This window comes from Bradyrhizobium yuanmingense (genome assembly GCF_025200905.1).
Taxonomy (GTDB): domain Bacteria; phylum Pseudomonadota; class Alphaproteobacteria; order Rhizobiales; family Xanthobacteraceae; genus Bradyrhizobium; species Bradyrhizobium yuanmingense.
On record NZ_CP104173.1, the window covers coordinates 5,537,696 to 5,551,430 of the forward strand.

The 13,735-nt window shown below is 59.1% G+C and carries 12 protein-coding genes and 2 pseudogenes; 6 read left to right on the top strand and 8 right to left on the bottom strand.

Annotated features, from left to right (window positions below):
- Window positions 1–44 precede the first annotated feature (44 nt).
- The 5 genes and pseudogenes from N2605_RS36390 to N2605_RS25890 form a co-directional block, all read right to left on the bottom strand.
- Window positions 45–806, bottom strand: a pseudogene (locus N2605_RS36390) (AAA domain-containing protein); the annotation flags it as partial.
- 529 nt (window positions 807–1,335) lie between these two features.
- Window positions 1,336–2,880 (bottom strand): E2 ligase fold family C protein, encoded by a 1,545-nt coding sequence (locus N2605_RS25875; protein WP_260343578.1) that lies wholly within the window; start codon window positions 2,878–2,880, stop codon window positions 1,336–1,338.
- Window positions 2,881–2,882: 2 nt separating this feature from the next.
- Window positions 2,883–3,383 (bottom strand): Mov34/MPN/PAD-1 family protein, encoded by a 501-nt coding sequence (locus tag N2605_RS25880; RefSeq protein ID WP_260343579.1) that lies wholly within the window; start codon window positions 3,381–3,383, stop codon window positions 2,883–2,885.
- A gap of 8 nt (window positions 3,384–3,391) precedes the next feature.
- Window positions 3,392–3,982, bottom strand: a complete 591-nt coding sequence (locus N2605_RS25885) for a putative metal-binding protein (RefSeq protein WP_260343580.1) — start codon at window positions 3,980–3,982, stop codon at window positions 3,392–3,394.
- On the bottom strand, window positions 3,982–4,674 hold the full coding sequence (locus N2605_RS25890; protein ID WP_260343581.1) for a DUF2604 domain-containing protein: 693 nt from the start codon (window positions 4,672–4,674) through the stop codon (window positions 3,982–3,984). Before N2605_RS25890 ends, N2605_RS25885 begins: the two co-directional genes overlap by 1 nt.
- A gap of 176 nt (window positions 4,675–4,850) precedes the next feature.
- On the opposite strand from N2605_RS25890, the gene N2605_RS25895 reads away from it, so the two are divergent.
- Both N2605_RS25895 and N2605_RS25900 read left to right on the top strand, forming a co-directional pair.
- Entirely contained in the window at window positions 4,851–5,771 is a 921-nt protein-coding gene (locus tag N2605_RS25895; protein ID WP_260343582.1) for a helix-turn-helix transcriptional regulator, read from the top strand.
- A gap of 127 nt (window positions 5,772–5,898) precedes the next feature.
- Window positions 5,899–6,501 carry a hypothetical protein gene (locus N2605_RS25900; protein WP_260343583.1) on the top strand — a complete coding sequence of 201 codons (603 nt, stop codon included), beginning with the start codon at window positions 5,899–5,901 and terminating at the stop codon, window positions 6,499–6,501.
- 619 nt (window positions 6,502–7,120) lie between these two features.
- Here N2605_RS25900 and istA read toward each other — a convergent pair.
- A pseudogene (gene istA / locus N2605_RS25905) lies at window positions 7,121–7,894 on the bottom strand (IS21 family transposase); the annotation flags it as partial.
- A 306-nt stretch (window positions 7,895–8,200) separates the two neighbouring features.
- Here istA and N2605_RS25910 point away from each other — a divergent pair.
- Complete coding sequence (locus N2605_RS25910; RefSeq protein ID WP_260343584.1) at window positions 8,201–8,458, top strand: hypothetical protein; 258 nt, start codon at window positions 8,201–8,203, stop codon at window positions 8,456–8,458.
- A 219-nt stretch (window positions 8,459–8,677) separates the two neighbouring features.
- Here the strand turns inward: N2605_RS25910 and N2605_RS36535 are convergent, their stop codons facing one another.
- A complete protein-coding gene (locus N2605_RS36535) occupies window positions 8,678–9,052 on the bottom strand; it encodes a nucleoside 2-deoxyribosyltransferase (protein WP_425248814.1) in 375 nt (124 codons plus the stop codon).
- A 276-nt stretch (window positions 9,053–9,328) separates the two neighbouring features.
- Here N2605_RS36535 and N2605_RS25915 point away from each other — a divergent pair, with 276 nt between their 5' ends.
- From N2605_RS25915 to N2605_RS25925, 3 genes are read left to right on the top strand one after another with little or no spacing between them, the layout of a single operon-like run.
- The gene (locus tag N2605_RS25915) at window positions 9,329–10,369 is read left to right on the top strand and encodes an endonuclease/exonuclease/phosphatase family protein (protein WP_260343585.1); all 1,041 of its coding nucleotides are present in this window, start codon (window positions 9,329–9,331) and stop codon (window positions 10,367–10,369) included.
- Entirely contained in the window at window positions 10,370–10,975 is a 606-nt protein-coding gene (locus N2605_RS25920; RefSeq protein WP_260343586.1) for an HAD family acid phosphatase, read from the top strand. It abuts the gene before it with no gap.
- Window positions 10,976–10,996: 21 nt separating this feature from the next.
- Window positions 10,997–12,727 (top strand): phospholipase D-like domain-containing protein, encoded by a 1,731-nt coding sequence (locus tag N2605_RS25925; RefSeq protein ID WP_260343587.1) that lies wholly within the window; start codon window positions 10,997–10,999, stop codon window positions 12,725–12,727.
- Window positions 12,728–12,782: 55 nt separating this feature from the next.
- On the opposite strand, the gene N2605_RS25930 is transcribed toward N2605_RS25925, so the two are convergent.
- On the bottom strand, window positions 12,783–13,718 hold the full coding sequence (locus N2605_RS25930; RefSeq protein WP_260343588.1) for a hypothetical protein: 936 nt from the start codon (window positions 13,716–13,718) through the stop codon (window positions 12,783–12,785).
- Window positions 13,719–13,735: the final 17 nt, after the last annotated feature.

The window sequence follows — 13,735 nt, forward strand, 5'->3', positions numbered from 1 at the left end:
TCAACTCCGTCGGGATGGCTCCCTTTGATCGGCTGTTCGAGTTGCCGTGGATCGCCCAATAGAACGATGCTCCGCGCGGTCTGCGAGACGGCGAGAACGTTCGCGAGCGACATCTGAGCAGCTTCGTCGATGAACAGAACGTCGACGATTCCCGTTGCGTCGGGTCGGGCCCAGAACCAGGCGGTCGCACCTCCGACCATGCAGTCGGAATTCAGCGCATCGAAAAACGCAGCGTTGTCCGTCGTGAAGCGCAGTCCCGGGACATCGTCCTCCCTTTCGGACGGCTTCTGGATGCATTCGATCGGAAGGCCCTGCTGGCGGGCGGTGGAAACGACCTTGTCCAGAAGGTTGCGGACGACCTTATGGCTGTTCGCCGTGATCCCGACTTTCTTACCCTCGTTGGCGAGGGCACAGATCATACGAGCGCCGGTATATGTCTTTCCCGCCCCCGGGGGGCCTTGCACCGGAAAGACGCTGCTGTCGAGGTTGAGCGCTGTCCGGATCGCGGCCTCCATGGTCGTCTCGCCGTCCACCTTGAATTGCTGCCCCATCAGTCGCGGAGCCGCCGCCATCAACAGGTCGCGGGCGGCGCGATAATTGCCCTCCCCGACTATTCCATGGTCGGCCACGTACTCGCCAATCCGCATCAGCGAGTCGGCGAGAACCCCCCTCAGCCGACTGACGTCTGAGTAGGTCGTAAAGCGAGGCAACAATTCCGCGGCGTATTCCCAAGGCCGCAACATCCAGAGCGCCCCGACAGCAAAGCTGTCGCACTGTCTGCAGCCCCCCGGCGTGGTCGCCGTCATTGTGCGTACAGACGACGTGATCTATGAAGACCGGCTTGCCGTAGTACTTGTTGATGTGGTCGACGACCGACTGCCCGGTCATCTGATAACCCCCGTCGACGAGGTGGATGTAGGTCGTTCCACCTAGTTCGTACCGGACGCAAATGGCGTCGCCGCTGCTCTTCGCTTCAACGTCGAGAAAATCAACCTCAAAAAAATCCGCCAAAACGGCCTCTCGAAAATAGAATTTTTGACTTAACTACCAGATGGTGAGTCAACGCAAATTCTCAATGCTTACGAGAATAGTTCTTTAACCAGACTGCACTGCATAGGGGACCCTGACGGCGGCATTCAGGACGATTGAGCTCCAGAGGACGACTAATTGGTCGTTCGGAAGGGGAATGATGCACTAAAGCCCCCTGGTAAGTTCGATCTCCGCGGAAAGAGCCTTGGAGCTGTGCCGTCACGTACTATCTCCGGATGTTATGCAGATCTCCACTGCCCGCTGGTCGGAGAACCGCTTTTTCCATTCTTCGTCTGTGATCGTGCGTCAGACAGCTTTTGCACCATACTTCGCACGGTAGACGCTGACGTAGTCTGGGTCCTGGCAGATGCACCGAACCAGTCCCGGCGCTCGCTTCAACGTAGGAAACGTGATGCGGCCGGGTAGCGCACGCGTCAGATCGACCACCGAACGCGTTGAAGGCGGCGCAGCCCGAACATTAGGTGTGGACGCGACGATCTCGGCCGCAAGCATCACACCCGCCAACGCAGATTGAAATGCCATGGGCACTTCGAGTTCGGGCCCTGCACCGTCGGCCGCCCGCAAGATAGCGTTGCCGCAGATGGCTTTTTGACGAAACGCACGAAGCGGTAGGTCGACAAACGGCAAGAGCGCCTGCGCGTTTGTGCCGAGATTGGCGGCGATCTCCCGCACGAACTGTTCTCCGACTGGGGTGCCAAGGTGGAGCAGGGCGCGCACGCGAAGAACTTGTTCTTGCGTCCGCAACCCCAATTCCTCGGCTACGATCTCGTCCTCGTTCCGACGCTTGCCGGTCGGCAGATATAGACACGCCAGACATGCCTCGTTGCCGTCGAACTCATGTCGCGAGATTCCGAGGTCGCCGGCTTGAGTCCAGGCGTTGTACACGCGCCGCGGCAACGAGCTTTGGACCTGGATACGGTCCCGTACGGTGTCTAGCGCCACTGCCACCCGGTCGAAACGATAGTGGCCGGTTTGTTCCACGTATCCGGCCCAGGTCATCGCGAAGCTTCGCGCTTCGATGCCGCTGTCTTTCAAGGCCAAAGCCGCCAGCGTAACCTTGGAGGCGTCGACGTCCGTTATTGCGGTGAGCAGGTAACGCTGTAGATTGGTCAGGTCGACCGTTTCGTGGTCGATAAGATCGATCTCGCCCTTCACGCCGCGCAAACGCGACATGGCCCAAACGAAAGCGTTTCCGATCGCACCGACCCCGGCGAGTTGGACCAGACCGAAATCAAGACCGGCGCGAATGTCGACGTTGGCGGCGAGCTCTCCCATCTCGAAATTTAGAAGAGAGAACGTAACGTCGACATCCAGCCCCGGCTTGGCCATCCATGAAGCGAAGACCGCTCGGAAAACGTTCGCTATGGCGATACAGGCCGCCGCACCGGCCCCGAAAGGGTTCGGACCTCCGCCCGAGCGGACAGGAGCAATGGTCGAAACGCGGGCGATCCAGCGGTCGGACCCCATGTATATGGTCGCATCGCTATCGAGTTTCGTTCCACCGGCGACCACCGCCACCTGGAGCTCGGCACCGATTTCGGTCACGATCTCCAGGTTCGGATTGATGTTTCGCATCAACGCGATCAGCTCGTCCGCCAGCACGTCGTCGCCGTCAAGGACCCGCACGCGAACACGTGGATAGAGCCGGGCAATGAGCCGCGCCGCCATATCCAGCGATGCCAGGCCTTCTGCGGTCGAAGCCGCTTGCAAATCGAAGGCAAGCGTCACCACCGTCTCGGCCAATCGGCGCTCGAAGGCGTCGGGATCAACGTCGCGCAGCACTTGCGCAACGCTCTGGCGCGCCCGATCGAAGAAAGGAGCAAGGCCCATCGTCAGCTCTCCACGATGTTGAAGATGGTGGCGGCAGCATCGACCGACCTCCATTCGGGACGTGTACCGGGCTTCCACCAAGGACGCGGCGTTAGCCGGTACGTCGCGCAGCGCGCAATGGAGAAGGGATCGCGCGCGAAGTCCGGTACGACCAGCGAGAACGCGCCGAGCGCCGTCGCGATCGCGTATTCGTCGTCCATCTCGCTGTGGAAGGCATGCGTCGGATGGCTGTGGATCTGCGCCAACAACCGCAACTTTGATTTATAAAGGTGCAGGTTAATGCGCTGCAGCTCGGGACCCGGCACCATGACGGCGAGACCGTGATCGCTGCGAACGCCCTGTTGTTCGGGAATGATGACTTCGCGGACGTTAAAGACCTGGCCTTCCTGCACGCCTGCCCAGAGCGCCATGCCCTCGAGGCCACGCATGCCTGTCGCGGCAAGATGCGCGTGGGTACGCGTCACCATGGAACGCGGCAGCGTCACCGAGACGACCTCCGTCAAGGAAACCTTCATGCCGGAATCTCTGACTGGCCGAGCACGACATTGACCGCAAACTGAAACTGCTGAATAGGCGCCGTGCCGTAGCGCCACACCGTCTCCAGCAAGGCGAAAAGGCGCCCCTCGCCGGTGTTCCGATGAAGCTCCCATGGATCGCCCGAATGCGCGGGATGCTCGTGGTAAGCGCGCGTGCCAGGCAGGCAAAGGAAGCCGGGCACCGTCGGCATGTGCGGATAGTGCTGGTACAGGTTAATCCTCTGGGGCGGCATTTGCGCCGCGACCTCTGTCGGGATGGCGGGATCAACCGGCAACAGCCGCGGAAGATGCGTCATCATCTCCGACGCAGCCAGTTCCCGATCCTCGAAAGGGTCGACGAAGGTAATCGCCAAAGGCCGGACATCATAGTCGGTGAAATTCGCCTTGACCGCGAACGGGATGACCCGGGGGCGCATCCCGACAGTCGCGAAGGCGATTTTCACGTACGGAAATTCGGCCGACATGACCCACCAGCCGCGCGAGATCAGCGTGGGCTCGATCTCGCGGAGATGACCGACCTCGCGCTCGAATTTGCGCCGGCTGACCTCGCTGTCGACGGTCTGCATTAGCCTGCCGCTCCAGCTTTGAGGCTCGCCAGCAGGGTCGCCCCGTTCTTGATGTCGAGTTCGGCAAGCGTCTTCGACACGTCCAGCACGTTGCCGGGCTCGTCAGTCACCTGCCAAGCATCGACGGGCTGGCCGGTGTTTTCGCTCTCCTTGAGCGCCTTCTCGAGCAGCTTGACCAACTGTTCGGCCGGCTTACCCTCAACGGGAGTAGGCTCGCCGTTGATCACGAAGATGACGTGCAACTTGTTTGGCAGATGGCTCTCGCGGGTATAGATGCGTTCGATCTTCGGTCCTGCCAAATCGATCGTTCCGCCACGCGGCACGACGATCTCTTCCTGACCGATCACCTCGACCACGATTTCATGGTCGTCCGGGATCTTGCCATAGGCACGCACGTCCGCCTCGGCGATGGTCGGGAAGCCCCACTCCCAGCCGAGATCCTCCACTGTGAACTCGAAGACCCGGTCACTCTTCATGGTGCGGAAGTTCGGCTTGGCTCCGCCGCCGAGCTTCACCGACGCCTCAAGACCGACCGAACTCGTGTAGCCGTCGTTGATCTGGATCAGACACCAGTCGGCCGCCGGGTTGTGCCCGGAATACGAGCGAACTTCACGGCCGCTCATCTCTTTGTTTTCGCTTAGATATTCGACGCCCTCGACTTCGAACGCAAACTTTTCCTTCAAGTCGCTCATTGATGTGCCTCTCAAGTTGTCCCGCCCAAACCTTGCCCTTGGGCAATCGCGTTAACCAAGGCCCGAGGCTTTGCGCACACGAGGCTCTGTCCATAATATATGGGCAGGAGTCGGCATCGCGTCAAGTAACTTGAGTAATAATCCTACCAAGCGTCGACTTTCGCGAGGTATTCCAAATGGATGAAGCAGGCGAAAAACTGCGGTGGGGCGTTCGACGACGGCTCGAATTCATCGACTTTCGTTTGTTTTGGGCGAGCCGGTTCAATCGCATCGACATGGTCGAGACCTTCGGAATTTCCGCCCAACAAGCCTCGGCCGACATTGCCCAATACGAGAAAATCGCCCCGATGAACTTGGCGTACGACCGCGCAGAGAAGGCCTACAAGCGGACCGGCGACTTCAAGCCCGCGTTCATCGGCGAAACGGTCGAGCGATATCTGTTGCAAATCGTCGCCATACAGAACGGATGGCTACGGCAAGAGGACACATGGTTCGATTCTCTCCCGACGGTCGAGGTCGTGACTCTGGGGCGCCCACCTACCGATCCGGCGATCTTACTCCGCATCCTTGATGCGGTCCGCAATCGGCTTGAAATATCCATCGCCTATTCGTCCTTGACCGGTTCCGAACAGCAGTCACGGACCATCGCTCCCCATGCGCTCGCCCACAGCTCCGGCCGTTGGTATGCACGATCCTGGTCGCGCGAACACAACGACTTTCGGGACTACAACTTGAGCCGCATCAGCGCCGTCGGCAATCAACGCGTATCTCCTGTCGACCCTGCATGGGATTTCGAGTGGATCCATAAGATCAATCTCGTAATCGTTCCAAACCCAGGCCTGTCGCCGGAGCGTCAAGTCGCCGTCGCCGCAGAGCACGCCATGTCGGGCGGGCGTCTGATACGTCCTTGCCGACTAAGTCTAAGCTTCTATCTCATGAGCGAATACAATTTGGACGTCGAACTGGGCGTTCTCAACCCCGAAAAGCAACAGGTCGTCCTGCAAAACCGAGACGAAGTCATGCAGGCACGTGCTGCAGCGCGCCAGATGGCGATCGAGGCGCTTGCGCGCGCTCAGGCATCGGGATCGGTCAATTGATCCGACTCCTAAATCGTCTGCAAGCTTCGAAACAAGCAGACAGTCGGTCATGTCGGTAGTTGCGACCCTACTGTTCGGAAGCGTCGCGAGATCGGATCATGAAGAGAGATCGGACACCGATCTGCTGATGATCAATCTCGAGGACGAGACACGCCATATTTCGGTGGGGCACGCATCCATATTTCTGTATCCGTGGCTTCGGCTGAAGCTCGACGCCAAGGAAGGCGATCTTTTTGCTTGTCACCTCGTTTACGAGGCGAAGGCGATATTCGATCCGCAAGGATATCTGTTGAAGCTCAAGAAGTCCTTTCGCTTCAAGTCCGACTATCAGTCGGAAATAGCTAAAGCGAGCGAATTCGGATGGTTCCTGGCGAGATTTGGCGAGGGACTTAACTCCTCATTGCAAGCGAAGAGAATTCTGTGGTGCGTCAGAACAATCCTGATCGCGCGTAGCGCGGAACTTCGCGATCCCATATTCGCGCCCAGGCTACTCGCGGCCCACGCCAAATCGGAGGCGGCTCGCGAACTATTGTCCAACCGCCACGGCCGACGCGACGATGCAACCCTGCGCCATCTCCTGCGACTGTTCCTCATAGAGGAAACGAAAGCGGATTCCTTCCACAAGCAGGCCGGCCGAGCCGCTTTCGCTCGTCGTTTCAAAGAAACTTCCAACAAGGTCGCGCTCCAGACGCTTCGACAAGAAGAGAGTAGCCAAGCCGGTTACAGCTGAACTTTCGTATGCAGTGAGGGAGCCGCCCGTCGCTAGCTGCCTCAGCCGGGGTCACACATAGGGAAGGAGATGCTCCTCGGTTTTTCCGTGCCCTGAGAGATTGCTCCCCGGGCACCCTATCCGGACTGCGTCGATCGCATTCGACATGCACCCAAAGAGATTGCGGAAGCTCATCGAGGCAGAAGGCCTGATCTCCGATCCCGCGCTCGCGGACAAGGATCTCCTGTTCGACGCCGAAGTGGCGGACCGCCTGTTCAAGCGACAAGCCAACTCGCTGACCATGAAGCAGGTGGAGAAGTACATCAACGCTCCCCGGCCGATGGCCCAGATCCTCTTTCAGGCCGGCCTCATCCGCCGACACGTAGTCGGCGTGGGAGAGATGAACGAAGTCTACTTCAAGCTGGAGCTCGATGAATTCCTGGCGAACCTCTTCCGGAAGGCTGAATTAGTCGCGGACGTTGGTCCCGGGATCTGCGATGTCTCAATGGCCGCAAAGCGTACGAACGGCTCCACTGTCAATCGGCTTGCAAAATTTTACCCCTCACCGGCGTCCAATTTTGACGCCTTTGCGCGGCGGGGTTTGCTAGTAGCGCTCGTCTCGTCGGAGCTGGCCGGGCTAGCGCAGCCGCGGCGTGAAGAAGCGTTCCCGGACCAGCCCGACCTGGTTCTCGACCTGCCCCTTCTCCCAGCCCGATGCTGGCGTACAGGCGATCGGATCGACCAGATAGTGGCTGCACATCTGCAGGAAGCGGCGATTGTAGAGACGGCCTTTACCGATGAAGATCGTCTCTACGGCGGTCTTCATGTTGTCATAGATGCCGCGGCTGCAGGTGCCTTTGAACAGGGCGAACGCCCGGTCGTGGGCGTCGAACACCATCTCCTGCGTTTCCCGCGGATAGGCCCGCACAAACAGCGTGCGGCTGTGACAGAGCCGGACATGGGCAGCCTTCGCCATCACCGTGGTGCCGCTCAGCAGGACGACCTCGTGGCTCCAGTCGAACTGATAAGCTTCGCCTGGGGCAAAACTCAGCGGGACATAAGCGGTCGATTGCCCGCGTTCTTTGCTCCACCGCCTGGCGTAACGCCTCACCGCATCGTAACCGCCGTCGTAGCCCCGCCCGCGCAGCTCCTCGAAGATCCGGATCAAGGTCAGCTGTTCACGAGCCGATTTAGCCGCGTTAGCCGCCAGCAACCCGTCAAGCTCTACTGCCCATCGTCCGAGCTTTGGCCGCGGCTGCACCTGCCGCTCGTACTCGAAGGAGGTCTCTCCCGACCTCAGCACCTTCCGAACCGTGTTCCGCGACACCTTAAGGTCACGGGCGATCTCCTTGATCGTCTTGCCCTTGATGAAGTGCTCGCGCCGGATCCGGGCAATCGTCTCCACGATCAGCATCCCCCACCACCTGCTTCGTTCCAAAGCAGGCAGCGCAACAGATCAATCTGTAGGGGGTCAATTTTGGACGCCGATCCCCCGGCTTAGGGGGTATCAATATTGCAGGCCGAATGACAGGCTCCACGGCTGATTTCGTCCGACTGGTGCTGGAAGATCGCCTTTCTTGGGTCGGCCGAAAGGCAGGTATCGACGGCGTCCTTTCCCTGCTCGTCAACCTGGAGGAAGCTCGTCCCCTGATCAGGCTGCCGAGCTCTCAGGCCTCGTCCCGGCCACGCAATCCGAGTATTGCGGGTCAACAGCAAAGTCATGGCCGGACTGGTGAAGGCCGGTGCGTTCAAGACGATTGTCCAGCGACACCCGATCAAGAGAAACCCGCAGACGGTCATTCCCCACGAGGTGATCGCTAGGTTCAAGGAGGAGTACGTGTCTCTATTCACCGCGGCCAGGAGCCAAGGAAAGCACATGCCCGTACTGCTGCGCGAGCTCACCGAACTCGGAATTCGACCAGCCTCAGAACTCGACGGCGTTGGAGCGACATTCTTCCGGCGTAGCAACTTATCGTAACGCCGGAAGGGCTAGAATCACCGGCTCGGTCACAGGTTGTGAGCGCAGGCCGTGTGGTGCGCCGGGCTACGAGTTTTGGATCAGGCTGCGGTAGCAAGCCGATATCGTCACGCGAGCAGGTACCTCGCGCAAGCCTCGATAGCGTCTTCCGCACTCGTGCTGATCGAACGGACCACTGCGTGATCATCAGATTCTCCATGCCGCCGAAGTTCTCCATCGTCATGCCGTCAGGATCGATAGTTGAGCTGACGTTTGCCGCTGGAATAGCGTCAGGGTACTGCTTGACCAAGCGAAGAAAGGCAGGCAGCGCGAGGCGCCGTACCCGATTTCCCACGGGGTGCCGGGGTCCATGTTTGGCCCCCGGAACGGAGAGATGTTTGCGACAATGGCCTGAGCCCTATCGCTCATCTCGCCGTTGCCCTTGAAGATCTCCGCTGCCATTTCCGCAAGTGGACCAGCGGAGACCGAATTGTCGGGGGGATACAGTCCTTCCAGCCCACACTTTCCCGCAAATGGCCCGGAGAGCGGCACCGTATGGGACGGCGTCAGGGCGGAAGACATCAGGACCTGCGAGATAGACTTTCGGTGGTTCATTGCTCATGGAATACACTCCCTCCTTGGACCGGCACATCGCATGCGACACGGCGCCTCTTGCCTCAGGGCGCAGCCTCTACTATTGATTGTACGCTTCTTTTTTTCAATCCGCTCGCCCCTTCCCTATGGGAAATTTCCGATGGGCTTTGATCGTTCATTTGATATTGGCCGAGGCGGAGAAGCACCTGCCCACAGGCCCTTCATCACGTCAACATGTCCGCTCTCTAACGTTCGCAACAGGCATCACTCTTGTCACCTTCAAACGTGGGGATCGCGATGGCAGCCGTCAGACTGATTTTGGTTGCGCTTGCCCTTTGCATCACTGCCGGGAGCCATGCGCATGCATTGAGGCTGGCATCGTGGAATATGGAACACCTCGCGCACAGCGATGGAGAGGGTTGCCGCCCCCGCAAGGCGGCGGACTATCTTGCGCTCAAGCGCCAAGCCGATCTGCTCAACGCGGACATAATTGCCGTACAGGAGATGGAGAACGAAGGGGCGCTGGCACGCGTGTTTGATCCCGAGCTATGGTCTTTCGAGGTTGCGCGAAACCCCGATCAGGAGACGCCGCGTCCCTGCTCGGGAATAACGGATAAGACCATCATTACGCAACGTGCAGGCTTCGTGATCAAGAAGGCAATCAAGTATTCGCGCAATCCTGACTTGACGGCGCTCGATGTGGGGAACGCCAATCGCCATCGATACGGCGTCGACATAACGCTGGAAGCCGGTGCGCCCCTGCGCCTTCTGTCGGTCCACGTGAAGTCGTGGTGCCCCATGGATGCGCCTGGAGCCGGGGACGATTGCGAAGTATTGTTCGAACAGCAGAAAATTCTCAAGAAGTGGGTAGAGGGGCGTGCAAGGAATGCGCTTCCATTCGTTCTGCTAGGCGACTTCAACCGTCGGCTCCAGGCCGAGGAGCAATTCTGGACCGCGATTGACGCGCCGGGCGATCCGTTGATGGATCTCACGCTTACCGTCAAACGCGATACGGTCGCTCGTTGTCAGCCGTCCTTCAACCAATTTATCGATTACATCGCCCTGAATCCCGGCAGCTTGCCGCTTCTTAAGCCCGATAGCTTTCAGGAGTTGGTTTATGGTGCCGGCACCACTCCCGCATCCGACCGCTGTCCAATCACGATCGAACTGAACATTCCGGATCTCGCCGATCTCGCGCCTGAAAAGGGCATGATCAGCCCAGGCCTTAAATGGTATCGGCGATCTGCCGAGTTTCCCCTCATTACGCGCTTTATCTACGATCAGGCGATGCGGCACGTGGACGCCATTCGCGCTGCGACAAGCGACGCATCCAACTAGGTGGTCTCGCTCGACGCCGATGAGGCGATCTTTGATAACTCATTGGACCAGCTTGAGAATGAATATCTCGGGCTTGGCTACGTGGCCGAACGGTGGGCGGCGTGGGAAACTCGCGGTGCGGCAAAGGAGGTACCGGGGGCGATCGACTTCATCAATCACGTGTTAGACAGCGGAGGCAAGATCGCCGTCATCACCAATGGCGACGCCGCCCTCGAGGAAGCCGCCCGAGGCAACCTCGTGCGACTTGGCATGCGCGATGATCGAAGACGGGTTTGCATCCTAGGTCGGCGGGTGCTCGACACACAGACCGGCAATCCCGACGAGTGGCAGCGATACGGGTACAAGAATGATAAGGACCGCAGGCGCCGCCTGATCAGTGAAGGCAATGCCGTGGGGTGCTGGTCGAAGGATCTGGATGGATCAGCGCGTGCATCCTGGAACAGACCCCACCAGTTCGTCCTCGGGATCGGCGACAATGTCCTTGACCTGCCGAAAACTACGCAGGCCGACGCGCGCTCGAATGGCACACCAACCCTCGTATTCGGCAAAGATTACTTCCTGATACCCAATCCACTCTACGGTTCGTGGCAAGGCAACGCTCCATAATCCACGAAGGAGTTCAATCGAATGGGCAAAGTGATCGTTCGTAGCTATCTGTCGCCTACCCTCGTGCTGCTCGCCATGGATTGGCCAGACGGGGGTGACCGGAAGGACTTCTTGGGCTTCGCTATCCGGCGCACCCCGCCATTTCGCTCCGGAGATGCACCCGTCACGATCGACGGCAAGCAATGGAATTGGCTTCCCAATCGCGTCGGATTCGACGGTCCGGCACCGGATGAGCACGACCTACCGACTAACCAGGCCCCGATTCAGAAATTCATGTGGTGGGACGCCAGAATCGACGAAGATCAGACGGGATCCACGTTCACTTACGTGATCGCTCCGGTCGTCGGCAAGCCAGATCAATTCGAATTGGTCGAAGCCGACGCCGCCACGATCGATGTGCAATTGCCCCTGCACGAAGTGGACGGGATCGGCACCTACTTCAATCGGGCGGTTGTCAGCTCGCAGGCCTTTGCGAAGAAAGTCGAACAGCTGGGCAAGGCGAGCGGAGGAACTTTGTCCGAAGCAGACATTGTGGTGCTCCGCACTTGGCTCTCGAATGGTCTTGGCGAAGCAGTCGGCGCTTTCCTATCCGAAGCGAAGGCGATCGAAGGCGCCGTATATCATTTTAGCGATGAGATCTGGGTGGCGCCCGCCGTGGATGGTCGCCAACAGACGACTACATTGGTCATCGACTGGAAATGGGTAAAGGACGAAACGACCGGCGAGAGGGTCTATCCGAATCAACCCATTAAGGATTGGCTGACACCCAATAACAAGGTCACACTGCATGATCGGACCAGCGGCAAGATCATGCACAACAAGATACTCATCGCTCATGGTGCCAATGGTCCGACCGCGCTCCTATGTGGATCTGCCAATTTCACGACGGGTGGACTTACGAGCCAAGCAAACGTCGTCCATACCTTTGCATCCGAGCCGCTCGCTGCTCACTACCAGGCGCGTGTGGATCGGCTGAAGGACAATCCTACCATGGGCAAACTCGGCGCAGGAGCCGACTGGACCCCGATGGAAACCGTGGGGTCCGCGGGCATACGTGCCTTCTTCTCGCCGGAGAAAGATCCCGCCCGCATTTCAATAGACACGATCGTACGAGCCATTCACTCGTCGCGCTCATCCGTGTTATTTTGTCTCTTCACGCCGACGGACGACCTCTTGCGGGACGCCTGCTTTGCAGCCGGCGACAACGGCAAGATGATGTTCGGACTCGTGAACAACATCTCTGAACCCAAGGACGACGGTGACGAAAGTCGTGCCGATGTGAGGGCTAATGTCGAGCTCTATCATCGCTCTCGAGACCAAAGGGACGTCTTCGACAAGTCATGGTACGGCGAGCCGCCAGAAGGCTTCTGGATTGAGCGCGAACTGTTCCCAGGCGAGAAGTATCCCGGCTACCCGCCGGTCCTGATCCACCATAAGTTCATTGTCGTCGACGGAGAAACGTCAGCGCCAGTCGTTTTCAGCGGTTCGGCCAACATGTCGAACTCTTCGCTCTACAACAACGACGAAAACATCCTCGAGATCCGGGGCAGCCAATCGATCGCGCGAACCTATATGGCCGAATTCCTCCGCTTGTACGAACACTATAGAGCGCGGGCCATCTGGGAGCGGATGCAGGCTGAAGGCAGGATCACTACCTACAAGCTTCAGCCGGATGCTCGATGGGCGAAGGACGACTACAAGCCAGGAACGGCAAAATATCGGAGCCGCCGCGCCATGACGCGTGAGCCGTAAGAGGCGCTTGGTCAAGAGTCGATTGCGGGGTGTTTCATCCGCCTCGCGTCTCCAACTAGTTCTCGCGACAGTTGGTAGGTAGAGCGCGTGAGGTCTTGCTCTGAGTGCCCGGCGCGATCAAGGCGGAAAGCTCATTCCGCATCGCAGCAAAAAGCTTCGACGCCCTGAGCGCGACCTTCCCGTCCACCTCGCCACTATCCGTCTCATAGCCGAACGAAATCTCTACCACCGTCGGCCGGTCCCGGTTTGCAGCATCGGACGGATACCAGAAGGTGAGATCGAACTCTCCGTCCGTATCACTTCCAAGGTCGACCCGCGCTTTGCTGTAGACCAGCTCGGCAAAAACAGTTCCAGTTCCGAGGAGCGCTTCAGGCCGCGGCTGTGTCGCGGGAAGGCTCTCAAGCCACTGAAGTGAGCCAGGAAAGGCCTCAAGCGCACTTTGAAGCGACGTAGCCAGCGACCCGGCCGGTTGCTTCCTCGAAATCGAGTATGAATACCCGCTTCGGCTTACAGCGCCCTGTGCGATCGAAATGTCCTCCTCGAACTTCGATTTTGCCCCCTCCGAGCCTTCAAACCGAGAAGCGGCAGAGAGGAATATGTCCGGGCTCCGGAACTTGAGTGTTGTCTCGACATTCCCGGTTGCGCCTGCATCGGTAGCCATCAAAGTGCGCTCCCGATAAGAGAAGCCAGTGGTACTTAGAATGCAGTCCGCCGTGTCCTTAAAGGAAACACGGCGCTGATGATGGAGCGCAAAGGACTTCTTTGCGCGACTCTCGCCGTTCTCGCGCCGGTCGAGATGCGCGGCAATGATGGGCTTAAGCCTTCCGTCACAGAATTCAGCTGCACGTGCGCCGGGATCGCCAGCGAAGTTCTCGGGTCTGAGCAGAAGCTTGTATTCGCGCGAATCTATGGTGACGCCGTTTGCCTGTGCCGACGCCGACAAACAGACCAGGACAACCGCGGAGATCCAGGCGATCAACTGGTCGCTCACGACACCTTGTGGGCATG

Bases quoted from the DNA above. Each gene is read 5' to 3' on its own strand.
- N2605_RS25875 (WP_260343578.1), bottom strand. From the start codon at position 2,880: ATGGGCCTTGCTCCTTTCTTCGATCGGGCGCGCCAGAGCGTTGCGCAA.
- N2605_RS25885 (WP_260343580.1), bottom strand. From the start codon at position 3,982: ATGCAGACCGTCGACAGCGAGGTCAGCCGGCGCAAATTCGAGCGCGAG.
- N2605_RS25890 (WP_260343581.1), bottom strand. From the start codon at position 4,674: ATGAGCGACTTGAAGGAAAAGTTTGCGTTCGAAGTCGAGGGCGTCGAA.
- N2605_RS25895 (WP_260343582.1), top strand. From the start codon at position 4,851: ATGGATGAAGCAGGCGAAAAACTGCGGTGGGGCGTTCGACGACGGCTC.
- N2605_RS25900 (WP_260343583.1), top strand. From the start codon at position 5,899: ATGATCAATCTCGAGGACGAGACACGCCATATTTCGGTGGGGCACGCA.
- N2605_RS25910 (WP_260343584.1), top strand. From the start codon at position 8,201: ATGGCCGGACTGGTGAAGGCCGGTGCGTTCAAGACGATTGTCCAGCGA.
- N2605_RS36535 (WP_425248814.1), bottom strand. From the start codon at position 9,052: ATGAACCACCGAAAGTCTATCTCGCAGGTCCTGATGTCTTCCGCCCTG.
- N2605_RS25915 (WP_260343585.1), top strand. From the start codon at position 9,329: ATGGCAGCCGTCAGACTGATTTTGGTTGCGCTTGCCCTTTGCATCACT.
- N2605_RS25925 (WP_260343587.1), top strand. From the start codon at position 10,997: ATGGGCAAAGTGATCGTTCGTAGCTATCTGTCGCCTACCCTCGTGCTG.